At 32.1% G+C, this 25,084-nt stretch carries 38 protein-coding genes; 35 read left to right on the forward strand and 3 right to left on the reverse strand.

What is annotated here, in order from left to right:
* The 24 genes from PMI10_RS21510 to PMI10_RS03130 form a co-directional block, all read left to right on the forward strand.
* Positions 1–551 (forward strand): hypothetical protein (locus PMI10_RS21510; RefSeq protein WP_007804358.1); only part of this gene is annotated, 551 nt, incomplete at its 5' end.
* 6 nt (positions 552–557) lie between these two features.
* Entirely contained in the window at positions 558–998 is a 441-nt protein-coding gene (locus PMI10_RS03025) for a hypothetical protein (RefSeq protein ID WP_007804360.1), read from the forward strand.
* A complete protein-coding gene (locus PMI10_RS03030; RefSeq protein WP_007804363.1) occupies positions 995–1,282 on the forward strand; it encodes a helix-turn-helix domain-containing protein in 288 nt (95 codons plus the stop codon). The genes PMI10_RS03025 and PMI10_RS03030 overlap by 4 nt, the downstream gene beginning before the upstream one ends.
* An 11-nt stretch (positions 1,283–1,293) precedes the next feature.
* Entirely contained in the window at positions 1,294–1,881 is a 588-nt protein-coding gene (locus PMI10_RS03035) for a hypothetical protein (RefSeq protein WP_007804365.1), read from the forward strand.
* Positions 1,882–1,883: 2 nt separating this feature from the next.
* Positions 1,884–3,044, forward strand: a complete 1,161-nt coding sequence (locus PMI10_RS03040) for a DEAD/DEAH box helicase (protein ID WP_007804366.1) — start codon at positions 1,884–1,886, stop codon at positions 3,042–3,044.
* Between the two features lie 5 nt (positions 3,045–3,049).
* Entirely contained in the window at positions 3,050–3,970 is a 921-nt protein-coding gene (locus tag PMI10_RS21515) for a DUF4373 domain-containing protein (RefSeq protein ID WP_007804367.1), read from the forward strand.
* Positions 3,971–3,974: 4 nt separating this feature from the next.
* Positions 3,975–4,598, forward strand: coding sequence for a hypothetical protein (locus PMI10_RS03050; protein ID WP_162129556.1), 624 nt, complete (start codon positions 3,975–3,977; stop codon positions 4,596–4,598).
* Positions 4,599–4,602: 4 nt separating this feature from the next.
* A complete protein-coding gene (locus tag PMI10_RS03055) occupies positions 4,603–5,013 on the forward strand; it encodes a hypothetical protein (protein WP_007804370.1) in 411 nt (136 codons plus the stop codon).
* The gene (locus PMI10_RS03060; protein WP_007804372.1) at positions 5,010–5,234 is read left to right on the forward strand and encodes a hypothetical protein; all 225 of its coding nucleotides are present in this window, start codon (positions 5,010–5,012) and stop codon (positions 5,232–5,234) included. Before PMI10_RS03055 ends, PMI10_RS03060 begins: the two co-directional genes overlap by 4 nt.
* 3 nt (positions 5,235–5,237) lie before the next feature.
* Positions 5,238–5,462 (forward strand): hypothetical protein, encoded by a 225-nt coding sequence (locus PMI10_RS03065; RefSeq protein ID WP_007804373.1) that lies wholly within the window; start codon positions 5,238–5,240, stop codon positions 5,460–5,462.
* A complete protein-coding gene (locus PMI10_RS03070; RefSeq protein WP_007804376.1) occupies positions 5,459–5,896 on the forward strand; it encodes a hypothetical protein in 438 nt (145 codons plus the stop codon). Before PMI10_RS03065 ends, PMI10_RS03070 begins: the two co-directional genes overlap by 4 nt.
* A 95-nt stretch (positions 5,897–5,991) precedes the next feature.
* Positions 5,992–6,252, forward strand: a complete 261-nt coding sequence (locus tag PMI10_RS03075; RefSeq protein WP_007804378.1) for a hypothetical protein — start codon at positions 5,992–5,994, stop codon at positions 6,250–6,252.
* Complete coding sequence (locus PMI10_RS03080; protein WP_007804379.1) at positions 6,230–8,872, forward strand: DNA methyltransferase; 2,643 nt, start codon at positions 6,230–6,232, stop codon at positions 8,870–8,872. Before PMI10_RS03075 ends, PMI10_RS03080 begins: the two co-directional genes overlap by 23 nt.
* A complete protein-coding gene (locus PMI10_RS03085) occupies positions 8,869–10,680 on the forward strand; it encodes a DNA cytosine methyltransferase (RefSeq protein WP_007804381.1) in 1,812 nt (603 codons plus the stop codon). Before PMI10_RS03080 ends, PMI10_RS03085 begins: the two co-directional genes overlap by 4 nt.
* On the forward strand, positions 10,680–10,991 hold the full coding sequence (locus PMI10_RS03090; RefSeq protein ID WP_007804383.1) for a hypothetical protein: 312 nt from the start codon (positions 10,680–10,682) through the stop codon (positions 10,989–10,991). The genes PMI10_RS03085 and PMI10_RS03090 overlap by 1 nt, the downstream gene beginning before the upstream one ends.
* Complete coding sequence (gene dnaN / locus PMI10_RS03095) at positions 10,969–12,084, forward strand: DNA polymerase III subunit beta (protein WP_007804385.1); 1,116 nt, start codon at positions 10,969–10,971, stop codon at positions 12,082–12,084. Before PMI10_RS03090 ends, dnaN begins: the two co-directional genes overlap by 23 nt.
* 291 nt (positions 12,085–12,375) lie before the next feature.
* Positions 12,376–12,672 carry a hypothetical protein gene (locus PMI10_RS03100; protein ID WP_007804389.1) on the forward strand — a complete coding sequence of 99 codons (297 nt, stop codon included), beginning with the start codon at positions 12,376–12,378 and terminating at the stop codon, positions 12,670–12,672.
* A 50-nt stretch (positions 12,673–12,722) separates the two neighbouring features.
* Positions 12,723–13,037 (forward strand): hypothetical protein, encoded by a 315-nt coding sequence (locus tag PMI10_RS03105; protein WP_007804391.1) that lies wholly within the window; start codon positions 12,723–12,725, stop codon positions 13,035–13,037.
* Positions 13,038–13,040: 3 nt separating this feature from the next.
* Positions 13,041–13,442: a hypothetical protein gene (locus tag PMI10_RS03110; protein WP_007804393.1), complete on the forward strand. Its 402-nt coding sequence runs from the start codon at positions 13,041–13,043 to the stop codon at positions 13,440–13,442.
* A gap of 2 nt (positions 13,443–13,444) precedes the next feature.
* Positions 13,445–13,849 (forward strand): hypothetical protein, encoded by a 405-nt coding sequence (locus tag PMI10_RS03115; protein WP_007804395.1) that lies wholly within the window; start codon positions 13,445–13,447, stop codon positions 13,847–13,849.
* A gap of 4 nt (positions 13,850–13,853) precedes the next feature.
* Positions 13,854–14,111 carry a hypothetical protein gene (locus PMI10_RS03120; protein WP_007804396.1) on the forward strand — a complete coding sequence of 86 codons (258 nt, stop codon included), beginning with the start codon at positions 13,854–13,856 and terminating at the stop codon, positions 14,109–14,111.
* On the forward strand, positions 14,108–14,230 hold the full coding sequence (locus tag PMI10_RS22380) for a hypothetical protein (RefSeq protein ID WP_007804397.1): 123 nt from the start codon (positions 14,108–14,110) through the stop codon (positions 14,228–14,230). Before PMI10_RS03120 ends, PMI10_RS22380 begins: the two co-directional genes overlap by 4 nt.
* A 155-nt stretch (positions 14,231–14,385) precedes the next feature.
* On the forward strand, positions 14,386–14,988 hold the full coding sequence (locus PMI10_RS03125) for an ASCH domain-containing protein (RefSeq protein WP_007804398.1): 603 nt from the start codon (positions 14,386–14,388) through the stop codon (positions 14,986–14,988).
* Between the two features lie 275 nt (positions 14,989–15,263).
* Entirely contained in the window at positions 15,264–15,470 is a 207-nt protein-coding gene (locus PMI10_RS03130) for a hypothetical protein (protein ID WP_007804400.1), read from the forward strand.
* 318 nt (positions 15,471–15,788) lie between these two features.
* Here PMI10_RS03130 and PMI10_RS03135 read toward each other — a convergent pair whose 3' ends face one another.
* From PMI10_RS03135 to PMI10_RS03145, 3 genes are all read right to left on the reverse strand, one after another.
* Complete coding sequence (locus PMI10_RS03135; RefSeq protein ID WP_007804402.1) at positions 15,789–15,983, reverse strand: hypothetical protein; 195 nt, start codon at positions 15,981–15,983, stop codon at positions 15,789–15,791.
* A 98-nt stretch (positions 15,984–16,081) separates the two neighbouring features.
* Positions 16,082–16,297: a hypothetical protein gene (locus PMI10_RS03140; protein ID WP_007804403.1), complete on the reverse strand. Its 216-nt coding sequence runs from the start codon at positions 16,295–16,297 to the stop codon at positions 16,082–16,084.
* Positions 16,298–16,341: 44 nt separating this feature from the next.
* Complete coding sequence (locus PMI10_RS03145) at positions 16,342–16,650, reverse strand: hypothetical protein (RefSeq protein ID WP_157489701.1); 309 nt, start codon at positions 16,648–16,650, stop codon at positions 16,342–16,344.
* 149 nt (positions 16,651–16,799) lie between these two features.
* Here PMI10_RS03145 and PMI10_RS21520 point away from each other — a divergent pair, with 149 nt between their 5' ends.
* The 11 genes from PMI10_RS21520 to PMI10_RS03195 all read left to right on the forward strand — a co-directional run bounded on the left by PMI10_RS21520 (position 16,800) and on the right by PMI10_RS03195 (position 25,080).
* Positions 16,800–17,417: a terminase small subunit gene (locus PMI10_RS21520; RefSeq protein ID WP_007804405.1), complete on the forward strand. Its 618-nt coding sequence runs from the start codon at positions 16,800–16,802 to the stop codon at positions 17,415–17,417.
* 72 nt (positions 17,418–17,489) lie between these two features.
* Positions 17,490–17,639 carry a hypothetical protein gene (locus PMI10_RS21990; protein WP_157489703.1) on the forward strand — a complete coding sequence of 50 codons (150 nt, stop codon included), beginning with the start codon at positions 17,490–17,492 and terminating at the stop codon, positions 17,637–17,639.
* A complete protein-coding gene (locus tag PMI10_RS03155; RefSeq protein ID WP_007804407.1) occupies positions 17,636–18,016 on the forward strand; it encodes a hypothetical protein in 381 nt (126 codons plus the stop codon). The genes PMI10_RS21990 and PMI10_RS03155 overlap by 4 nt, the downstream gene beginning before the upstream one ends.
* A 7-nt stretch (positions 18,017–18,023) precedes the next feature.
* Positions 18,024–18,272, forward strand: a complete 249-nt coding sequence (locus tag PMI10_RS03160; RefSeq protein WP_007804408.1) for a hypothetical protein — start codon at positions 18,024–18,026, stop codon at positions 18,270–18,272.
* 5 nt (positions 18,273–18,277) lie between these two features.
* Positions 18,278–19,756 carry a hypothetical protein gene (locus PMI10_RS03165; RefSeq protein ID WP_007804409.1) on the forward strand — a complete coding sequence of 493 codons (1,479 nt, stop codon included), beginning with the start codon at positions 18,278–18,280 and terminating at the stop codon, positions 19,754–19,756.
* Between the two features lie 6 nt (positions 19,757–19,762).
* Positions 19,763–21,181, forward strand: coding sequence for a phage portal protein (locus PMI10_RS03170; protein WP_007804410.1), 1,419 nt, complete (start codon positions 19,763–19,765; stop codon positions 21,179–21,181).
* A gap of 139 nt (positions 21,182–21,320) precedes the next feature.
* On the forward strand, positions 21,321–21,992 hold the full coding sequence (locus PMI10_RS03175; RefSeq protein ID WP_007804412.1) for a hypothetical protein: 672 nt from the start codon (positions 21,321–21,323) through the stop codon (positions 21,990–21,992).
* A 20-nt stretch (positions 21,993–22,012) separates the two neighbouring features.
* Positions 22,013–22,402, forward strand: a complete 390-nt coding sequence (locus PMI10_RS03180) for a hypothetical protein (protein ID WP_007804413.1) — start codon at positions 22,013–22,015, stop codon at positions 22,400–22,402.
* Positions 22,403–22,405: 3 nt separating this feature from the next.
* The gene (locus tag PMI10_RS03185) at positions 22,406–23,971 is read left to right on the forward strand and encodes a major capsid protein (RefSeq protein ID WP_007804415.1); all 1,566 of its coding nucleotides are present in this window, start codon (positions 22,406–22,408) and stop codon (positions 23,969–23,971) included.
* A gap of 1 nt (position 23,972) precedes the next feature.
* Positions 23,973–24,551: a hypothetical protein gene (locus tag PMI10_RS03190; RefSeq protein ID WP_007804417.1), complete on the forward strand. Its 579-nt coding sequence runs from the start codon at positions 23,973–23,975 to the stop codon at positions 24,549–24,551.
* A 1-nt stretch (position 24,552) separates the two neighbouring features.
* The gene (locus PMI10_RS03195) at positions 24,553–25,080 is read left to right on the forward strand and encodes a hypothetical protein (RefSeq protein WP_007804420.1); all 528 of its coding nucleotides are present in this window, start codon (positions 24,553–24,555) and stop codon (positions 25,078–25,080) included.
* Positions 25,081–25,084 lie beyond the last annotated feature (4 nt).

Below are 25,084 nucleotides of genomic sequence, written 5' to 3' on the forward strand. Positions count from 1 at the left end.
GAAGCCTGACTTCAATTCCTGACGGATTCAACCCAACGGTTGGCGGTTCTCTTGACCTCGGAAGCCTGAAACATAATGTACAATGTAAAGATTATGGAAATCCAATTTTATCATGGGAAAATGGTAAATACATTTTATGTGATGGCATATTTACAGAGGTTTTATCTAAGAAAAAAGGGCATTATTTTGTTAGAAAACTTGATTCTAAAGAAAAAATGTACATCGTTACAGATGGTAAAAACACACACGCTCATGGTAAATCTTTAAAGCAAGCTAATGAAGATTTACAATTTAAAATTATATCAGAAAAACTAAAAAAAGAGCCAATACAAGAAGATTCCTTATTGACAGTTAAACATTATCGATTGATTACTGGGGCATGTGATACTGGAGTTAGAGATTTTATGCAAAGAAATGGGTTAGAGTTTGAAGTTGTAAATAACGAAACTAAAGAAATCAATCCAATTAAAGCAAAAGACTTGTTGCCATTGTTGATAAAAAACAATGCATATGGATTAGATAAATTTAAAGAACTGGTACAATTTAAATAAAAAATTATGCTTTACAATCCAGAAAAACCCATCGATATCCAGCGAGCTGTTGAGAAGTTCAACTATTTTGTAAAGCATAATAAAGTATTTGAGCTATCTGCAAAAAAAGTTCCTAAAACTTATCCTCAGCTAAAATATGCACACTTGATTATGTCATGGTTTGCATTGGAATATGGTGAACAATTAGAATATATCAAGTTAGAGTACTTCAAAAAACTTGTAAATCCGGGAATATTTGAATATGAATTTGTAAACCGGATAACTGCAGAAGTTAGAATTGAATACAAAAGCTTAGCCAACCTTACTAAAGATGAATTGACATTAGCAATTGATCGATTTAGAGATTATTCAAGCAAAGAAGCAGGTATTTATCTTCCACAACCTTCTGACTTAGCTTTATTGAGAGAAATAGAAATTCAGGTAAAGAATAACGAGCAATATTTATGAACCAGCAAGAAATCAATTTCGATGAACTTCATCATGTGGAAAATAAAATAAGTAATCAGGAGCATTTTGAAAGAAACAAAGAAAAATTTTCAAATCAATGCAGAATCGTTTATGAGGCACTTTTAAGAGGCGAACGCTTAACAACAACTAAAGCATTACTCGATTATAAGATTGGCGATTTGCGTAGAAGGATTAAAGATTTGAAGGATATCTGGAACGTACCGATTGAATGGGAGTACAAGGAAGGCAATTACAAAGAATTTTTTATAAAGATTAACCAATAAAATATAATTACATGACAAAGACAATAACTATCAATTCTGATAAATTTATAAATGCATTAGAAAAAATCTCAGATAAAGAGGTCGAGATTAAAGGAGCGTCAATAAGTGATGCCTTATGTGCTTATTCATACGAACTTTTGAAAGGGCCTACAAAAGGAGATACATTAAATAGAAAAGGAGCTCATATTGTTCATGATGAACTACAAATTAGATTCGATCAGCTTGATGTATTTTACGCACATCTTGATGATGCCTATACCGGCAATACTAATGTTACTCCATTGGAAGAATTAGAGGCTGAAATCGAAACTGAAAAATACCATGTTACTGGATTTAAAATATCAGGAGTTGAAGAAAATAAGTCTGTTATTCTTTCAGGATGGAAAGAGGTAACGAATGGAATTGTTAAGTTCGAAACTCCAAAAATTAAATATTCATCAGCTTATTTGTATTTAAGCGAGATGAAGGAAAGAGTACAGAATGCAATTGATGAGGTTGAATTGTATATGAATGGAAAAACAGCACCTCAGGATGATCCTAATCAGGTTCATATGTCCTTTTCTGAAGAAGATGCTGCTTTTGATAATGCAAAAATTTAATAATGGCTTTTCAATTACGACCTTATCAAAGTGAATCCATTGATCTAAGCGTTAATTTTCTTAAAGGAACATCAAAGGGTAATTCGTTGGTTATACTTCCAACTGGATCAGGAAAATCTGTTGTAATTGCTAAAATATTAGAACCGCTGGAGGGCAAAACAATTGTTCTCCAGCCTTCAAAAGAAATTCTTGAACAGAACTTCGAAAAATTTAGTAATTATGGTAAAGCTTCCATTTATAGCGCATCTGCAGGTGAAAAAAGAATTGATAAAGTTACCTTTTGTACTATTGGGAGTATCATTAATAAAAAGCACTTATTCAAAGGATTGAAAAATATTTTAATTGATGAATGCCATTTGGTAAATTCTGATGCTGGAATGTATAACGATTTTATAAAAGCATTTCCGGAATCTAAAGTTTTAGGATTAACAGCAACACCTTATCGTTTAGAGCAAACTTCAACCGGTCCGCAATTAACCTTTATAACTCGTAGTAAACCTGCAATTTTTGATAATGTTTTGTATTACGTTCAAAATGATGTTTTATTTAATGCCGGCTTTTTGGCGCCATTGGAATACTACAACTTCGATGTTATTGATCGAAGCAAATTAGAACTTAATAGTTCCGGAACTGACTTTACTCAAACATCATTGAGAAGATATTATAAGTCAATTGATATGCCATCAAGAATTGTAAAAACGGCTTTAACGATTTTAAGTAAAAGGAAAAATATTTTGATTTTCTGCTCCTTAATTGAAGAAGCTAAAGCTGTTCAAAAACGTATTCCAGGATCTGCAATTTTAACCGGAGAAACCAAAAAAGAAGAAAGGGAACGAATTCTCGGTCAATTCAAAAACGGAACAATAAAATGCCTAATAAATGTAGGTGTTCTGACAACTGGTTTTGATTATCCAGCACTTGAAGCTGTTTTGATGGCCAGATCAACAATGTCACTTTCTCTGTATTATCAAATTGTTGGCCGAGTGATGAGAATATTTACTTATCCAGATGGCACAAAAAAAACAGGTTGGTTTGTAGATATGGGAGGTAATATAAACTTCTTTGGAAAGATAGAAACAATGCAAATTAAGGTTGATTCTAAAGGCAGATTTGCTATTTGGAATAATGGCCGGCAACTAACAAATGTACCTTTTAATAAATAGTAATTATGGCAAGAGAGCAAAGAAAAGATGTAGACTATTTTCCGCATGATTGTACTCATGGACGTAAAATGCATATTATTGAAACAAAGTACGGAAATGATGGCTATGCTACTTGGTTTAAATTATTGGAGCAACTTGGAAAAGCTAAAAATCATTATATCGACATTTCTGATGATATGACATTGATGTTTTTAATTTCTGTATTTAAAATTGATGAAGAAAAAACACTTGCTATTTTAACCGATTTGGCAAAATTAGGCGCTATAGACAAATTATTGTTTGATGATTTTAAAGTGATTTATAGTCAAAAATTTTCAGATAGTATTCAAGATGCATATCGAAATAGAAAAGGCAAAATGTTTCAATATAGCGACATATTGGAAGAAATAAGGCAAAAAAACAGTCAATCTAGCGTAAGATTGAACGTTAAAGAGGTCAATCTTACGGAAGTTATCCTTAAAGAAGAGAAGAATAAAGTAAAGAAGAGAAAAGAAGAGAAAAGTAAAGAAGATACTCCTAACGGAGTTGTTGATTTAAAAAATCAACCCGACAATCATAAGATTGATTTTAATAAACTTCTTTCTTTTTTTAATGCAAACCGAGGCCTTTTACCAGAAGTAAAAAAAATGTCAGATGCCAGAAAAAAAAGAATATTGGTTTTAGAAAAACAACATGGTAAAGAATCCATTCAACTTGTAATTCAAAAAACTAGAGATTCAGATTTTCTACAAGGAATCAACAAAGATAATTGGATAGCCAGTTTTGATTGGATTTTCAAGCCGGCTAATTTTTTAAAAATTTTAGAAGATAATTATGCAAGAAAAGAAAATATACGAAGTGTCCATTCACAAAGAACAGATGCTGACCTTAAAAAATCCGCTAACAATGCAGTTGATGCAATGTTTGGTATCACAGGACCAAGTTGAATTATTGATTCTTGAAAAAAACATCAACCTTCAAAATGCAATTGACGGCACAAAAATTAAAAGCCTGGAAAAATCTTTAGGAGAAATAAACATGGTAAAAGTTGTTACATACTTACTAATGCGATTTTCAGAAAGTTTTAATGTTGGTAAAAATATTAGCAATACTCAGGCGCCATTAATAGCTATTGACATCATAGAAAAATATCCATATGAAACTATTGAAGATGTTGTCTTAATGTTAAAGCAAGTACGGCAAGGCATTATTGGCGATGGAAAAGATTATAAATTGGACGGTCAGAACATTTTAAATAAATGGTTTCCGGAATATTTAGAAAAAAAATATATGGAATTTGAACGCTTGAAAAAACAAGAATATAGCTTAATTTCTAACGAAATTGATTCTAAAAACCATCCAGTAGCTCAATTTTATGAAAAAAGAAGAATTGAAAAAACAAGAAAAGAAAAAGAGACAAAAATGCATCTTGAAATTGACGAAATGGTGAAATATATGGATAGGCAAATGCTTGAAGACACTATTTCTGATTGGGAAAAAAAGCAAGAAATGAAGCCTTATATGCATTATTTAATATTAAAAAGACGTTCGGTTCCTGGTAAATATAATCCCTGATTTTATGAAAAAAATTGAAAACGTAACGCTTTACAAATGTGATTTTTGTAAAAAAGAATTGAAGCGAAAGCACGCAATGGATACACATGAAAAAATATGTAATTGTAATCCTGAAAATAAAAAAGCGTGTATGAATGGCTGTATCCATTTAGAAAAAGAAGAATTGGATGTTGATTTTGAAAGTTATTATGACTATGGAAATGAAGAGCAGCATTACAGTACCAAGAAAATATTAGTTTTTAAGTGTGCTAAATTGGATAAATTAATGTTCCCATGGTCAATAGAAAGAAAAAATCTTCATGTCGAATATCCTTCAACATTTGAATATCAAGAACCAATGCCAAAAAAATGTTCTGATTTTTCAACAAACCCAGATACTTCTAATGACTGGTTTGAAAGTATCTTAAAGTCATGAACCACATCAGCCAACGAAACCGATTAGAAATTCAACTTAAAAGCTACAGAGATTTTATGCCATTTTGCCCGCCGGATTCTTTTCCAAAGCTTGTGAATGAAATGATGAAAATTCACTGCAGGCTTGAAAAGATAAAAGAATTCACATTGGATAAGTTGGTAGAAGAAGTTCAATTTCATTATGATACTGTTCAAAGCAAATCTAATTTTAAAACAATCTAAAAAATGGAAAACCAAAATATAATAAATAAGTTGATTGACATAAAGATTCAGATATCCAAATTAGGAATTGAATATTTAGAAACTAAAATACCTGTTGATCTGAGTGATGTAGGTCTAACACTTAAGCCTTTTATTGAAATAGGGCATTCTCTGGATAATTCAATTAAAAAATTAAGTTACGAGGTTATTCCAGGATCCATTCCTAAACAAAATTGCCTGAAATCATGAAACAACCAAAAGAAAAATTTCTTGTTGGTATTGATCCTGATGTTGATAAATCCGGTGTAGCTTTTTTAAACGGAAACCAACTAAAACTTGATAATCTTGCCTTCTTCCAACTTTTTGATTATTTCAAAGAATTGAAAGAATTGCACCCAGATTTAGAAGTATATGTAGAATTAGGTTCTCTTAATAAATCAAACTGGCACTCAAAAACAGACAAATCTTCAAAATGGAATTCAAACATTGGTGCTGCATTAGGCCGAAACTTTGAAACTGCAAATAAGATTGTGGAAATGTGTGAGTATTTAAAAATTACACATCATAAGATTCAACCTAAAAAATCCAAAATAACCAATGACTACTTCAAAAAGTTGACTGGTTATGATGGAAGAACCAATCAAGAACAGCGTGATGCTTTCATGCTAATATTTGGAAGATAGTATTCTTCAATTTATCGAATTAAAAAATTTGGCTCTCATATAGAGGGCTTTTTTATTGCCTAACCAAATTCAAAATAACCTTGAAAACAATCATCATGAATTTAGAACATATCAGTGTTGATAAAATTGAAACAATCAAAATTGTAAATAGTGTTTGGACTGCAAATACAACAATTTATAATCCAAACAAAATAGAAATAGAAGTAAAAGGAGTAAGCGAAATTAATGCTTATGAAAACCTTTTAAAGTTTCTATCATTTAATCAAAAGCCTACCGAAATTAAAGAGCTGCCAAACGGAAATAAAATCTATCAATTTAAAAATAAATCAACAAATGCAGAATCCGAAAAATTATAAAGAATTTTTAGAAGCAAAGATTGTTGTAGCCGGAACTTTCGGGACTGAAATTGATAAATCATTAATCAATCCGATAGCAAAACCTCATCAAAAAGATATTATTCATTGGGCTATATCAGGAGGTCGCCGGGCAATATTTGCCAGCTTCGGTTTAGGTAAAACATTAATGCAGCTTGAAATTGCCAGATTAATTATAAAAATTACGGGAAAACCTTTTTTGATTTGTATGCCATTGGGCGTAGTTGGAGAGTTCCGAGATGATAATGATCTCTTAGGAGCAGAATTTTCACTAAAATATATTACAGATACTGATGAGGTTGATACATCACAACTTGCAATATACGTAACCAACTATGAGCGTGTCCGAAAAGGAGATATTGATCCTGAATTTTTTGGAGGTGTTTCTTTTGATGAAGCAAGTATTTTGAGAAATCTTAAAACAGATACAACAAACTACGTTTTAAAACATTTCCGTAAAATAAAATACCGTTTTGTTGCTACAGCCACTCCAACGCCAAATGATTTCATAGAGATATTAAATTATGCAGATTACTTAGGAGTTATTGATCGAGGTCACGCACTTACAAGATTCTTTCAAAGAGATTCAACAAAAGCCGGCCATCTTACACTTTACGAAAATAAAAAAGAAGAATTCTGGAAATGGGTTTCATCATGGGCGGTTTTCATCAACAAACCTTCTGATTTGGGATATGATGATACAGGTTACAATTTGCCAAAATTGAATTTTCACCCTATAGAAATACCAGATGATTATGAAGGTGAAATAGTAGATGAAAATGGGGATCTGGTGATGTTTAAAAAACCAAGAAAAGGTTTGTCAGAAACTTCCAAAGAAAAAAGAGATACTGTTTTACTCAGAACCAATAAGGCTCTTGAAATTGTTAAAGAGAATGGTGTTAATGAAAGTTGGCTTCTTTGGCATCATGTAGACAGAGAAAGAGATTGTATTCAAAAATTATTCAAGGGTTTTGATCTGCAAACTATAACAGGAAGTCAGAAAAACACCGAAAAGGAAAAAAAACTGATTTCATTTAAACATGGTGAATATAAAATTCTTTCGACTAAACCAAAAATAGCCGGTTCAGGATGCAACTTTCAAAAGCATTGTCATAAAGCTGTTTTTGTTGGTATTGATTATAAATTCAATGATTTCATTCAGGCAATTCACAGAATTATGAGGTTCCTTCAAGAATTTGAAGTTGATGTTTGGGCAATTTTTACAGAAGCTGAAAGAGAAGTTTTTAAAGAGCTCATGCGAAAATGGAAACAACACATTGAAATGGAAACTGAAATGATAAATATCGTCCGAGAATATGGACTTAACTCAGATAAAATTACAGCTGACATGAAAAGACAAATATTTGAAAATCCAAGAAGTGCAGTAATCGGAAATGCAAAAGTTTTCAATGATGATACGGTTAATGTTCATGAACAAATGGAAGATAATTCAACCGACATGATTTTGACTTCAATTCCTTTTGGTGATCATTATGAATACTCAGACAATTATAATGATTTCGGACATAATAATGGAAATGAAGAATTCTTCAAACAAATGGATTTTCTAACGCCTAATTTGCTTCGAACTTTAAAGCCTGGCAAAATAGCTGCAATCCATGTTAAAGACAGAATCCGTTATTCATATCAAAATGGAACATCTTTTACAACAATCGATGATTTCTCAGGAAAAACCGTTGCACACTTTGTAAAACATGGTTTTTATTTAGTTGGAAAAATAACCGTAACAACCGATGTAGTTCGTGAAAATAATCAAACGTATCGTTTAGGATGGTCAGAACAATGCAAAGATGCTACAAAAATGGGAGTTGGACTTCCGGAGTATGTTTTGCTTTTCAGAAAGCGACCAAGTGAGATGAATAATGCCTATGCAGATGAGCCAGTAATCAAAGCTAAAAACGAAAGTGAGGTTTATTGTAATACTTGTCAAAAGATTATTGATATAAAGGAGAAAAAGGAAGTTGTAATTATTGAAGAAGATGTTTGTTGTGCAAAATGTAAAGCAAATGATTTTTCACCAATTGAAGAGATTTATTCAATTGATAAATGGCAACTTGATGCTCACGCATATTGGAAATCCTCCGGCGATAGATTTATGAGTTATGAAGAATTGGCTGCATGTGATATGAAAGCAGTTTTTAACCGTTGGCGAGAATTTGACAAAAATAATGTTTACAGCTATGATGAGCATTTGAAAGTTTGCAATGATCTGGAAAAGGCAAATAAACTAAGTCGTTTATTTATGACCATTCCACCAACATCTCCAACGGATATGGTTTGGACAGATGTAAATCGAATGCATACTCTTAACGCAAATCAAGCCAATCGAAAAAAGGAAAAGCACATTTGCCCGCTTCAATTGGATATCATCGAAAGATTGATAAACAGATTTACAATGAAAGGCGATGTCGTTGATGATCCTTTCGGAGGTTTGTTTTCCACGGCATATAAAGCACTTGAAATGGAACGCAAATCGATATCTGCAGAGCTGAATCCAAATTATTATGATGATGGTCTTTTTTACCTGAAATCAATCGAGTACAAAATCAGTGTTCCAACTTTATTTGATTTAGCGATATGACAGATTCTCAATTACAAATAGAAACAAAAGCATTTATTGATCATGTAAAAAAACAGGCTGATTCATCAACTCAGCTTGTTTTTTGGATTGATTTATTTTGCGGTGCCGGCGGAACTTCTACAGGAATTCACTTTACAGACATTCCAAATATGTTTGTTGCAGCATGTGTTAATCATGATAAAAAGGCAATTTTAAGCCACGCTCAAAATCATCCTGATACATTGCATTTTACAGAAGATATTAGAGATTTCGAAGTTGTTAAAAAACTTAAATATTTATGTGATGAACTTAGAAAAGCTTTTCCTAACTGTAAAATAAATATTTGGGCTTCTCTGGAATGTACCAATTTTTCAAAGGCCAAAGGGGGTCAGGCTAGAGATGCGGATAGTCGGACTTTAGCAGATCACATGTTTATGTACTTAACAATTTTAGATCCTGATTACTTCTGGGTTGAAAATGTCAGGGAGTTTATGAGCTGGGGTCCTCTTGATGAAAAAGGTAAACCAATATCAAGAACAGCTGGTAAAGATTATATATACTGGATTGATAAAGTTTGTTCACATGGTTATCAATACGATTCAAGAATATTGAATTCGGCTAATTATGGAGCTTACCAAAGTAGAGAAAGATTATTTATTCAATTTGCAAAAAGGCTAACTACTGGAGTTGGTATTAAATCTTTACCAATAGCATGGCCAGAACAAACACATACAAAAGACAAAGTTGAAAGTCCATTATTTCCTATGGATAAATGGAAAGCAGTTCGAGAAGTTTTAGATCTAGATGATGAAGGTGTAAGCATATTTGAAAGAAAAAAGGGACTTTCAGACAATACACTTAAAAGAATTTACGCTGGTCTTTTAAAATTTGTCGCTAATGGAGATGAAGTTTTCACTAAACGTTACAATGGTGGCAAAATAAAACCAGAACAAAAAGTAAATTCTATTGAAAAACCAATGGGTACAATTTGTACAAATGGAACTCATGCTTTGGTAAAATCTGTTTTCCTGAAGAAGTATTATTCTGGAAGGCCAGAAGGTAAAGTAATTGGAGTTGATGGTCCGGCCGGAACAATTACAACTGTAGGTGGCCAAGCTATTGTCACAGCTTCACATCTGAATACTTATTATGGTAATGGAGGCGTTCATTCAATTGATAAACCATGTCCAACAATAACAACTAAGGATAGAGTTGCTAAAGTTGATGTAAATTTTATAGATCAACAATACGGTAATTCTTTACCTACAGATATAGAAAGTCCAATAGGAAGTTTAACGCAAAATCCAAAGTTTGCCTTAGTTAAAACAAAGCCTTGGATAATGGATACCAATTTTAATAATATTGGAAAAAGCATTGATGAACCATCTGCAACTATATTAGCTTGTCATAAGTACCCTTATATAGTTAAAGCTAAGCAATACATATTCAATCCGGCTTGGGGTGGAAATAATGGTAGTATTGAAAATCCATGTTGTACGGTTGTTGCGCGACAAGATAAAGCCCCTTTGTATCTAGTTTCAACTGAACTTGGCGAAATAACAATTCCAATTTATGAAAGTGATTCTGAAACGATGATCCTTATTAAAAAGTTTATGGTTTCTCATGGAGTTATTGATATTAAAATGAGAATGCTAAATATTCCTGAATTAAAACAAATTCAAGGATTTCCAAAAGACTATAAACTGATAGGTACCCAAACTGAGCAAAAGAAGTTTATCGGAAATGCGGTTGAGGTAAACCAAGCAAAAGCATTAGTGAAAAACAATTACAGATCATTGCAACAACACTCAATGAAAATATCAGGATAATGAGCCAGCTAAACCTTTTCGAAGAATACGAAATAGATCAAAGAAACGAAAAACTATCAAAGGCTGCCAATGATATATTGGCAGCTGTAAATGATGGAATGAAAGTAAAATATGAACCTCACTATTACTTTCAGGAAGGCGGCTTAATTGTATTGATGGCAGTAAATAAATTCAAGGATGCAATATTTAATATCCTTGATCTGGACGGAAATGTGCCAAGGGAATTTGGCTCATGCTGGCGAAACATTCAGCACATAAAACAAGATTTAACTAAATACAAATCACAATATGAAAATCACATTAAACAGTAAAAATTTATTAGAAAAACTATTAATCTTAAATGGAGTTATCAATTCTTCAAACACACTCCCAATATTGGATAACTTCTTATTTGAAATTGATGGGAATCAGCTTAAAATAACCGCAACGGATTTGGAAACTACAATTACCTCAACATTGGAAATTACATCTCCGGACAAAGGATCCGTTGCGATATCGGCCAGAATGCTGATAGATATTTTAAAAACGTTTCGGGAGCAGCCTCTTGTCTTTTCGGTTTTGGAAAACAGTATTATTGAGATAAGTTCAGAGTCCGGAATTTATTCAATTGCTTATGCCGATGCAAAAGATTATCCTAAATCCGTGGAACTCCAAAATGCTCAGACTTCAATTATCAATTCTAAAGTTTTAGCAAAAGCAATTAATAAAACAATTTTCGCCACCGGAACAGATGATTTAAGGCCAACAATGACAGGTGTTTTGTTTCAGTTTTCACCATTAGGGTTAAACTTTGTCGCAACGGACGCTCATAAGTTGGTAAAATATTCAAGAACAGATATTATTTCAGATGAGGAAATCGATTTAATTGTTCCAAAAAAGCCTTTGAATGTTTTAAAAGGTATTCTTTCAACATTAGATGTTGAGGTAGAGTTATCATACAATCAAACAAATGCAATTTTTACTTTTGAGGATTACGTACTTCTTTCGAGACTGGTTGAAGGTAAATATCCAAAATACGAAAGTGTTATTCCAAAGGAAAATCCCAATAAAGCAATTATTAATAGAAATCAGCTTTTAAGTTCCGTAAAGTGTGTTTCTATATTCTCAAATAAAACAACCAAACAAGTTGTGATTAATTTTGCCGGTAACGAAATACAGCTTTCTGCTGAGGATGCTGACTACTCAAATAAGGCTGATGAGCGATTAAATTGCAATTATCAAGGCGAAGACACTATAATCGGTTTTAATGCAAAATACATGTCCGAAATCATTAGCATTTTAAATTCTGAAGAACTGAACTTTGAATTTTCACTACCAAATCGAGCAGCAATTATAACTCCTGCAGATGGAGAAGTTCCAGAAGAAAAACTTCTCATGTTAATTATGCCATCATTAATAACTTAAAAAATACAATCATGAAAAAATATTTAGGATTTACAGTCACAGAATGGATTTCTATAGTAATTCTATTCGCAGTAGTTGTAAAAGTGTCTATGTATATCATAGACAATGGAAAAAGATAATATCCTTATTCTATATGGGAATTTTTGGTTGTCGCCAAGGTAGCTAGTTATAATGATCGTATCACTGAATGGAATAATAAGGGAATTTTCATTGAATCCAGTCAAATTATAGCCAGACTTTCAAACCGTCCTTAATTGGGCGGTTTTTTATTAACTCAAAAAAATTAAACTTATGGAATTTATAGATGGTGAATTCGAATATGAAGGATCTGAATTGGAAAATATGGAGATGCCGACTCCATGTCAAAAATGCGGTGAATGGTTTGATCTACATACCGGATATGGTTCAAAAAAATGGTTTCCTAAAACAACAATATGCTCAGACTGTCACGAACTTGAAGAAGATGAGATTGATATTGATGAAGAAATTTCAGACCTAAAAGAAACAATTTCTGATGCTGAAGATACTATTTCAACAGCAAAGAAAAGACTAAAAGAATTGGCTGACAATGGTCACGATATAGAATAAAACCAAAATACGTAATAATTCAATTTATTACATAAATACACCATAAACTTATGAATGATGAAGAAAATGCAAAACAGGAATTAATGAATATGTCAAGTGAACAACTTGAACTTGTAGATCATGATTTATTCAAATGGATATGCTCAGGAAAAAACTGCTGCAGATCAACAAAAGTTAGAGATTATGGTATTCATCCAATTTACTATCATAAGCGAATTACTCCTCATTTCATGAACATGAACTATTTCTATTTCATGTGTGCAAAACATTATAAAATTTACAAAGCTTTAATCAAAAACTATCCAGTTGAAAAAGTCAGAGAAAAGCTTTTCGACTTTACAAAACCGCGATTAATAAAATTATAAATTATGGATGCAAATTATTATTTCTGCTCACAAGCAGTAGTTGATCAGTTCAAACCAGAACAAGTTTCTAAACCTTTTAAAAGTGGCTTTCAAATCGATGGATATACGCCTCATTATGTTGCCTGGCTAAACTGGGATGAAGTGAAAAAGCATTATGATGAAGTTGTAGTTCCTAATAAAGAAAAAGACTATGATGCTTATTCAAACTTTTGGGCACAGGAATTAGTTCCGGGGCAAATGTATGTTAAGGATATTGATTTGGAGCAAGCTAAGTTATTTGGTTTGTTATGGGAAATAGAATTAAAAACCGGATTAACTAAAACCAATAATCAAGCAATGACAATTTACAATCTTACTGAAAGGGAAGGATTGAATCCTATTGACTTGATTAATAAAATAGCTTAGTGATGACTAAAGAAACAAAAATACAAATGGAATGGATCGAACTTGGTTTCGAGCCATCAAGCTTTGATGAAGGTGGTTGGATTGATTTCAATGATCTCCCGGAGGACTTCGACATAGGCAACTTAGATGCAAAGCATTATCAAGAACCTGATGTGGATTACAGAACTACTTTGGTTCGCCCTAAAGATTTGAGAGGCTTAGAAGATAACAACGGTTGGATTAAAATTGATAGTGAAGCCGATTTACCGAAAGATAAATCTATAGAATTTGATATTTGCAGATTTGAGAAAGATGGAACATTTGTTTCCGACAAGGCTATTGGTTATAGTAATCTTAAATTACATGTAAGAGATAAATTAATTACACATTATAAACCAACTGATGTATTAAATCCACCATTATACTAAAGCCATGACAACAGATCAATTAAAATACAAGATAGGATTTCAAATTGGTTTAATGCAATTCTTAGGAAAAACAGAAGAGCAAACCATTGAAGATATAACTCAACTGGCAGTTGATTATGCTGAACCGATAAAGGAAGTTTTAAAAGAATTGGTTCAACTTAAAGACTGGAAAGATAGTCAAGGCAAAGATGAAGTTTATTTAAAATCTATGCCGGAAGTTTGGGAGAAAGCAAAACAACTAATTAAAACTATAGATGTATGAGTAAGTTTAAAAATGTAAAATGGGAAGTAGTAGAGCATAGCTGGTCCGACACTTCAATTCAGGATCAAGATGGAAACGTCATTTGTACAAAATCAATTTACGATGAAGCTACAGAATAAACTCAGGACCAACTTGAAAGTGAGGTTTCGGATAACTTTAATTTGATTGCAGTTGCTCCTGTAATGTTTCAAGAGCTGGTTAAAATATTTGAAACCTACGATAAAGGAACTGAGACTTACAAAAGGCTTGACGAAATAATTAATCGTGTAACATCATGAAAGCATTATCTATCAAACAACCTTGGGCGCATCTAATAGCTGCCGGGATAAAGGACATTGAGAACAGAACCTGGCGAACTAATTTCAGAGGCAGGATTTATATTCATGCATCTGGAAAAGTTTATCCATTTTTCAAAGGAAATAATTTAGCGTTTCCAGTAGATCAATGGGAGGTGATAAAGAAGAGGGTTGATGTACATAAACAAGAAGAGCATGATAAATTCTTTTTAACCTCTGCTATTATCGGTGAAGTTGATATTGTTGATTGCGTTATTAATCATTCAAGTATTTGGGCTGAAAAAACACCAATGAATCACTATCCAATTCCAAAAGATAAAAAAATTTATAATTGGGTGTTAGCTAATCCTATCCTTTATGACAAACCAATTCTAAATGTAAAAGGAAAGCTTTCTTTCTGGGAGTTCAGAGAATTAAAAGAATGCCGTTGCTGCACTAATAATGAAGCAGATGAAGAATTGCATGTTTGTGAAAGATGTGAGCAGGAATTTTGCTCATATTGTCAAGCTCCTTATAATCAATTTAGCCAAATAGATTATAACTGCTGTAATTATTGTGCAGATAAAGATGATAAAAACTAAAAAATTATTTTCATGCTGACAAAATAACAGAACCACTCTCACTTTTGGACCGAAAATAAGATAGTATACGAAAGCTATAATACAATTCGGGGTTTACGCTTCAGACAGATTGAAGAATTATGGTTTTACTATCCAGATCACCAAAAACTAACACAACCAATGATTGATTATCTAAACCGGATGTTTGAAAATAAACCAGAATTAAAAGAAGAAATTCCTATAGTCCAGGAACAACCTCAACAGGATCAATTATCATTATTTTAAAAATATAATTTATGGATGCAGATATACAAGGCTGTCTAAATCAAATAGACAGAAGTTACAAAGCTTTTCAACATAACGGTAAATCATTGACAAAATTAGAAGTACAGGCAGTTTTAGAGTACGGAAAAGCACAAGGATATAAATCTGTTTCTGAAATAAAAGATTCAGATGTTGATGATATCCTAAATAAAGTCAACAAAATAAAACCAATAAAATAATTATGAAAAAAATAACCTTACTTCTGACTATATTAATTTTAGTGTCATGTACTGGCAAAAGAAGAGATTTTTGTATAAGATTAAAATCTAACGAAAATTCTAGTTATTCATGGATATATTGCGATAGCGTTAAAATGAAATCCAAAAATGAAGCCATTTTTTACATAAATGGAAAGGGAAACAATTTATTTGGCTACGAAATTAGTATTCAATCAAATTAATTTGAACTACATTTTTTTCGTATTTCAGTATTTTAAACATTCCTTTAAAATAAGTATCTAAGGCAATAAGTTACACGGGCCGGAGATAAAAATATTATTACAGTTTTTCAGCTTGCTTTTTGATAAAAGATATAAGATCTTGGTGATTTTTTTCATTGAATGAATGTCTAGTGTTATTTGGATTGTTTTTGCTTTTGAAAGTAGCGTAAGCAATTCCCATAGCATCGGCAGCTTTAACGCCAGTCATTCCGAAATCATTAAGTACTTTGTGTATTTTGTCAATTGGTTCCATATTGTTTTAATTATTATATTTACTGCAAATTTAATTTTAATAGTTAAGTTTCCTTTCTACAAAAGGTAAAAACCTCTCGTATTGAGAGGTTTTTTTGTTTATTTTGAATTATGATCACGCATTATTATAAAATTGTAATCAATGAAAAATTTACCGTTTTTTGATTTTGCAATTCTTTTTGCGTTTATTTTATATGTAAACCCTCCAATCCACTCATCATCTTGATTAGAAACTCTCCAATATGGATAATCAAGTATTTCTGCTTTCCACCAAATAACAATTTTTTTAGGTATATTTTTTAATTTATTAGGCATAATTGTTTTTTTTAAGAGGAGGTTTTTACACCCCCTCTGATTAATTAATTTAAAGCTCTAAAGTGTCCATTGTCTTTGTGATACCACTTCTTTTTTCCTGAGTCAGTTTCAATCATGAATCTGTAGTTGTCAGTGTTTATAACCTCATATTTTTTTTCCTTTGTCAGGTGAATTGTGCTAGCTGAATGGACAAAAACACATTTTACAAAATCCCCAATTTCAACCTCTTCTAAATCTTTTAACTTTTGTTTTGGTTCAACTACTTCTTTAATATTCAAAGATTCTAATCTAACCTGATCGTGATATGCTTCCACGATATCTAAAGCTTTCAAATAAACTTCTCTTGTAATCATAATTTTAAATTTAATAATTAATAATCGTTTCAATTCTACCATGTAAATGTACGATACTTTTTGGTATCGTAATAAGGTTTTAACAAACTTTAACATATTTTGCAACTTAATAGCAATATTTGTTACTTTTGTTCTTTCAATACTCCACAATGAAAATAAATAATCTCACTTTAAAACAAGAAGCATTCTGCCAAGCTTATATTCGTTTGGGAGACAAGTCAGCTGCGTATCGTGAGGCTTATTCTTGTTCTAAAATGAAGTCTGAAACAGTTCATGTAAAAGCCAACGAACTATCAAAAGTCGGTAAGGTATCGGTAAGGATAATAGAATTGCAATCTGTTGTTGCTGATATCGCTGATAAAGAATTTAAGATCACTTCTGAGGAGATGCTTCATCATTTAAACATCCTTCGTAAAGCCAGAATCGATGAATACGTAGAGTATTTTGAATATGACTTTCCAATAACTACAACAACCGGATCCGGAAAGAATAAAGTTGTTTCAACCATTATAGAAAAAAGAACTGAGTTAAGATTAAAGACTTTCGATAAACTCACTGAAGATCAATTAAAAGCTATTGAAGGAATCAAACAAACGAAATATGGCATTGAAATTAAACTTCACGGAAAAGAATGGTCAATGGAGAAAATCAATAAGCATATTGGATTTTACGAAAAGGATAATGAACAGAAGAATAAAGTTGAGATTTCAAGCCCGGAAGAGCGTGATGCAAGGATTGCAGCATTGAAAGCAAAATTAAAAGATTAGTGTTAATATTCTTTTGATTAAAAAATAACATAATTTGTTACTTAATTGTAAAATATGTTAGCTTTGTATTCTATGAAACAAGTCAGATATCTCTTAATTGCATTCATCGGGATGATGTTTACAACGGTCACGGCAAACACTACTGCCAAGCTGGAGGAAAAGCAAAAAATCGAATCTGTTTCTTATGAAACTGGATTTGAAATTAAACAACCAACATCATGATAGAAATTGTAAACGGAAGAGTATTTGTCGAAGGAAAAGAAACTGTTGATACTAATTTGATAGGATACGCCGTGTTGGATGTAGCTGAAAACTCGGTTATTAAAAGTGATTCTCCAAAAAAGATTGTAAATCCTAAGATAAATACAAAAGTAGTTCATTCTAAAACCAAAGATGCATTTAATGTAATTGGTACAAGCTTAGGGAATAAATATAAGATTGCTAGAATCCCTTATATCGATATTGGCCCAGAAAAAAAAGAGGCTCTAAATCATGCATTATTTATATCAATGTGTTTTAATAACTCAGACTCTTTAATGGATTTTTTAAACAAGTCTACAAATGATAATAGTCTACAGGAATTTATAACTACAAAATAATTAAAAGATGAATGCAATACCCTTTAAAGAATCAACAATAGAATTAGGTAAACCGGTATCAATGACAGATGAAGAATGCTCCGGACTTCACGTTTATCAAAATCCAGACGGGACATGTATCTCATGTTGGACCACATCTTTTTGGGAGCGTCTAAAGTTTTTATTTCATGGTAAAATATGGTTAGGAGTTTTATCTGGACAAACTCAACCTCCAGTTTGGATTGACTGTACTAAAACCGTTTTCATTAAAAATTAAATTGAATGCCAATAACGGATGCCGAAATATTAGAATTAGAATATCTTTTGAAAGAAAGAGATATTGATATTTTAAAAAAAGGGCTCAACAATCCTAAAGATAAAAATGTCAATTATGATTTTTTACATTCAGCAATACTTGAACAAAATTATAATGAACGTGGTGAATTAATATCCGGATTCAGAGGCTGTGCATTAGAAGGATCTTCCAGATCTGGCAAAACATGGTCCGGAGTTGATATAATTATTTGGCTTTGCTTGAACGTTCATCAAAATGATTCTTGCACAATAAATATTTATCGTGAAACATACAACGAGTTTAAAACTACTCTTTATGATGATTTCAAAAGACGTTTAGATGATTTTGATTTGCCAAATCCATTTCATAAAGCAAAAGAAATTAAAAGCTTTAGAATAGGTAAAAGCACGATTTTCTTTTTGGGTGACGGAAAGCACGGGGGAGGTTGTGATTATGCTTTTTACAATGAGGTAATGTTTTTAAGGCAACATGTTTTTGATCAATCTGAAATGCGTTGCCGTAAATTCTGGTGGGCTGATTATAATCCTTCGGTTACTGAGCATTGGTTTTTTGATAGTGTATTATCTAGGCCGGATGTTGGGTTTTTAAGAACTACATATTTGGATAATATAAAACATATTTCATCAGGAGAAAAAAATAAAATACTATCCTATGAGCCGTGGCTACCTGATTCTTATTTTGTAGAAGATTCTGAAATATACTGTTTCAATAGTTCAACGTCTAAAGTTGAAATAGTCAGCAAAACAAATCAGCCACCTCCGCATCCGGAAAATATTCAAAACGGAACCTCTGATGAATTTATGTGGAAGGTTTACGGACTTGGATTAAGAGGTGCAATGAAAGGAGTTATTTTCAATCACGTTACATGGATTGATACATTTCCAGATATTGCACACATTTATACTAACGACTTTGGTTTTACAACAGATCCTAATTCATTAAATAGATATGCTGAAGATGAGTTTAATATTTGGATAGAACCTTTGTGTTATGAGCCAATTGAAACATCTTCTGAATTAGCTGAAGTGTTAATTGCTCATGGTGTTAAAAAAAATACCGATGAATATAGTAATGATGGAGATATAGTTATTTGCGATAGTTCTGATAAGTATACCGGCGAAAATAAAGGAACTGTTGAAATGGTTTCAGCATTAAAAAAAGATTTATTCAACGCCTCTAAAGTAAGTAAAACCAAATCTATTATGTTTTGGCTTAACTCAATGAAAGCAAAGAAAATACACATAGTGAAAAATCACTTATACAAACAGGTTAAAAAAGAAAAGGAAAATTACAGAATGAAAGAGGTGAATGGAATTGCAATAAATCAACCAATAGATTCTTTCAATCACATATGGGATTCATCCAGATACGGACATATGGCGCATAACACTACGTCAACCACATACAAAATGACAGAAGAACAAAGCAAAAACTTAAACTATTAAAATATTATGGAAGATATTCTTGAATTACTAAAATCAGATCCTAAAAAAGCTATCGAAACAATAAGATCTCAAAGCACAAAAAAATCTGATGATATTGATAAATACATCAAAGAATACCGTGATTTTGATAGAAACCAAAGAGAAGGTCAGCTTGAAAAAATACAAATGGATAAAAATTTAGATGCTGGTAAAGTATCTAAAATGGTTAAAATATACATTAATCATGCTCAAAATATTGTTGAAACCTTAGCAGCTTTTGTTATTGGAAAACCTGTTACTTTAATTCCTTCTGAAGATAATAACCTAGCTAAATTAGTAAAACAGATATGGAGGGTAAACAGAATAGATTCTAAAATTTTAGATTCAACCATTATAAAATTTTCTCAAACCCAAGTAGCAATGCAATTTTATATTGTAGACGCTGGAGAATCATCTATCTTAAGTAAAATTCTAGCATTCTTTAGTATCAAAGCAGGTGTGAAAGAGATAAAAGTAAAAGTTCTTGACAATACTAAAGGAACAATGACGCCTTATTTTGACACCAAAGGAGATATGCTGTTGTTTATGTGGGAGTATAAAATGAAGGAAGGTGATAAGGAAATAAATAATGTGCAGATATGGAATACAGACAATATGTTGCATTTAAAAGATTTAGTGCCTTTTTCTTATTTACCTCATGGATTCGATAGAATTCCTATTGTATATGATAGCCAAGACGAACCACTTTGGTATACTGTTAAATCGCCAATTGATAGACACGAAGTTGCTTTATCAAAATTAGGTGATGCAAATGATTATTCTGGGCATCCTATTTTAGTGACTGAAGGTGTGGTTGAAAATATGCCTTTAAAGAGTGAAAGTGGTAAGCATTTCAATATTCCAATAAAATTAGGTGGTGATGATGGAAAAACAGTAATAAAAGGAAGTGTTAGTTTTCTTGAAGCAAAAACGGCACCCGAAAGCAATAAACTAGAACTGGATAAACTAGAGGACACTATCGCTTACGGTTCAGGGATACCTAATCTATCGCTTGAAAAATTAAAATCACTTGGTAATGTTGCTGAAAAAACAGTAAAACTGATGTTTTTGGCAACTGACATTAAGGCTTCTTTGAAACAATCTTACACTAGAACATTTGTAGAAAGATGCTTGAATATAATTATTTCAGGTGTTACAAAAACAACGAATACTTCAATGGCTAATGAGGGTAAAGGGCTATATTATGATATTCAATTTAATTCAATATTACCATCTGATATTGCTGAAACAGTTACTTATCTTAAAGATGCTGTAGAGGGTAAATTTGTTAGTCAAAAAACAGCCATAGGACTAATTGATTTGGTAGATGATCATGATGCTGAGGTACTTCAAATAGAATTAGAAAATAAAATAACAGAAGCTAAACCTCCAATAGTAACAAAATAGAGACAAGAAAATCACTAACTAGCCACTCCTAACCGAGTGGTTTTTTTATGTTTTAATTTCTTATTTTTATTTAGTCTAAATAAAAATAATATTTATTACATTTGTTATCTAAATAATTAAGAAACAAATACTCACAACTATGGCAGTAGAAAAACAAAAAGTGATTGCAAGACTTAAGGTGTTATTCCCTAAGGCTAATTTATCACAACAAAGGCTAGACGCAATTGCGGATAAACTTGCAAAAAAACCAGCAGATGATGCTGATGATACAGCTATTGATGCAGTGATAAATGATTTCAACGATGTGTTAAGCATAGAAGAAATTGCAAAAGGGGATGATAGAACTCGCACCCTTGAAGCGGAAAAAAAGAAATCTGAAGAACTAGCAGCAAAGAAAAAACCATCAAAAGAAGAAGAGGAAGAAGAAGTTATTGAAATTGATAAAGATATTCCAGCTTGGGCTAAAGCTATTTTGGAATCAAACAAAAAACTTACTGCTGACTTAGAATCAATCAAATCTGGAAATATTACTCAATCTAAAAAAGAAATTGCTCAAAAAACTTTTGAAAGTTCAGAAATCTTAAAAGGATTAAAGCCTGAATTAAAAGACCGCTGGGTAAACAGAATAGATATTAATTCCGAAACTCCAATCGAGGATCAAATCAAAGAATTAGAATCTGAATATTCCGATTTAGTTCAAGTAACTGCTGATAGTAATGTTTATGGAGGTCCAGCTGGTGGAGGTAGAGGCGTTGAAAAAATGTCTGCTGATTCAGCTAAATCCATTGTTGAGGGGATATTAAAAAATTAATTTAATCAAAATTTAAAAACATGGATCCAGCTAACTTGAACGGAACAGTTCAGCAAATAATCAATCCTACTGCTGGGATGTGCGTTATTAAAACGACAGCAGATGTCAGAGCAGGGAAAACACTAGATGTTTCTGGTTATACTCCAACTGATTTGACAATCAAAGAAGGTCATGTAATAATTGAGGAAACATCAACAGGTAATTTAAAACCTTTAGATATTTCATCAGGAGTATATGTATCATTGCCAGGAGCTCACACTTATAAAGGTGTGCTTACAGCTGATATTCTAAAAGCAAAACCTATGGCCGCAATAACAATTGCAGGAGTAGTAAACGATGCTTTAGCACCATACGAAATTGGTTCAACAATCAAAACGGCATTGGGAAATATTAACTTTATAAAAGACTAAAAAATGGAAAGTAGTTTATTTATAGAATACGTTGACGGCAATTCTCTTCAAACAGTAGCTGATCAAACATATGCAACAATTAACGGTTCGGAAGCTCCATTAAAGTATGCCTATAAAGAAATGTTGTCAATGAGATATGAACCTACACTTGATGTTTCTACATTAAATTCTGACAACGTATTTGTTGCAGCTGATGTGGTTTCTACAGATGCTAGTTTAGCGTTAAAAACTCGTGATTCTGTTTCTAAAAATGTTGGAACAATTCCTAAAGTGGGTTTAATGTTTGCTTTGAATGAATCAACATTCAAAAAAATAATGATTATGAAAGCGCAAGGTTTCAAATCATTGATGGGTCAAATTGTGAATCTTATATTTCAAGATCCTGTTCGTGCAATTGTAGGTATGATGGAAGTCGCAGAGTTTATGTTTCTTGAGGCATTGTCTTCTGGGGTTACATCTATTTCTGATGCCGATAATCCAGGATTAGCAATTAGATTTGACTATAAATATCCGGAAAGCAATAAGTTTGGAGTTTCAAAGATTTGGTCAGATCCAACATCAGATCCAATAGCAGATATTGATAATATTTTAGATGCAGCGTCTGAAAAAGGTGTAACGCCTCAGTTTTTGCACATGGATAAAGCTACTTTTAATTTGTTTAAAAACAATACAAAAGTAAAAGAGTTTTACACTCAATCCGTGACTCAAATTTTAATTAGTGGAACTCCTTTAGCGGCACCTTCGTTAAGCGCAATTAACACTGCATTAATGGACCAATATGGTTTAACAATTGTTGTATATAACAGAAAGGTTAATTTCGAGAAAAACGGAGTGAGAACTTCAAAATCTCCTTGGGAAGCTAACTCAGTTATTTTTACTACAAGTATGAATGTAGGTTCGTTTGTGTGGTCAGACTTGCCGGAATCTCAGTCTCCAGTTAAACAGGCAACTTATGCAACGGTTGATAGTTGGATTTTAATTTCTAAGTATTCAGAAACTAATCCATTTAAAGAGTTTACTACGGCTTCTGGATTTGGTATTCCTGTAATTGAAAATGTTAATTCTATTTTCAAAATGGATACGAATGAAGCTCAAACAACAGAAGAACAAACAGAAGATGATGCAACTATTACCATCTACGAAGATTCAACTGTAACGGTAGTTAATTTGGTTAATGCCTTGAATGGTGTTAAATCTAAACCTGCTGCAACAACTGATATGACGGATGTTCAATTGATTGGGTTAGTAAATGCATTGAGTGATGCAAAAGAAACTGCATTGAAATCTATACTTGCTATTCCGATAGTTAGTGCCGGAGCAGATACAACAGCCAACTCAGCAACTAAAGCGTTATTAGGAACTGCAACTGCTGCAACTGGAAAAACTATTGAATCAGTTCTTTGGACTCAGGTATCTGGACCAAATACAGCTGGATTTAGTGCTGCTACAGCTTTAAGTACAAATGCTACAGGTTTAGTTACTGGTACATATGTGTTTAAATTGACTGCTACAGATAGTGAAGGAACAATTGCAAGTGATACAATTTCAGTTGTAGCAACAGTAGCATAATATGTATAGCCAAGACGCAATAGATGCATTAATAACAAGAATAGGTTGGTCTGATATATCATCAGACCTTCCTTTCGATTTATCTGATGAAAACGAAACATCTGATTCGGGAAAAACATTTAGTTTCTATCACTATTTAGTTTTGGTAGATAATATTTACGCTTCGGTTCCGGATCCTGAAATGGATGAAGAAGACTTTAATTTATTTCTTTCTGATATCCGTAAACAGGCTGTTTTGAATGTTTTGACATCTATTTTTGATCAACATGTGGATTATGTTTTAACTCAGGATTATTCTTCAGTTATTGAACAGAGATCGAACATATTTGATGATGTTATAGGCTACACAGTTGCTATTAAAATGATTGAATTGTTCATTTCTACAACCAGATCAAACTTCAGTGAGCGAAATGCTAAAATGAGTTATCAATCTTTAAAGGTTGAACTTGAAGGAGCGAAAAACGAAAACGGTCATTTCATTGCTAAAGGGATTGTTTACAAACTGGAGAAATCAATTAGAAAGGCAAGGGAAATTATATTTCCAATTTTGCCAATTGTAACGTCTAAATCTGTTTGGTAAAATGAACTATACTATCACAAATCCAAAAGGAATTGATAAAGCAATTCAAAAAATTCAAACTCATTTGTTTGATAAATTAACCTGGAGTGATGTTAAAGTTTATGGCCGGGTGTTTGAAAACCCATCTAAATCAAAAGGAACTACAATTGAGGCGTTCAAATCTGGGAAAGACTATAAAGATGTGTTTCTAAATGATAAAAATACCGCAACTATCTTTTTTATTGAGGACAATAAGCATACAACCAGTGAAGGAATAAGGTTTACAAATAAGGTTAAAGTAGTCTTTATGGTAAATTTAAATAAGGTTTATCCGGACATTGCTCACAGAGCTGATATGGAGGTAGAAATTGAGGCAGTTGAATTATTAAGAACCCGGGCAAATTTTTCTATGACAGAAATTGAAAAGGGAGTTGCTGAGGTATTCAAAGGATTCAATACTGATGGTATAAAACTTATCGATATGCAGCCTTATCATGTTTTCTCAGTAAACGGAGATCTTACTTATCAAATAAGTTGTTTAACAAACTAAAAAA

The sequence above is a fragment of the Flavobacterium sp. CF136 genome (assembly GCF_000282055.1).
In the GTDB taxonomy this organism is placed as follows: Bacteria; Bacteroidota; Bacteroidia; order Flavobacteriales; family Flavobacteriaceae; genus Flavobacterium.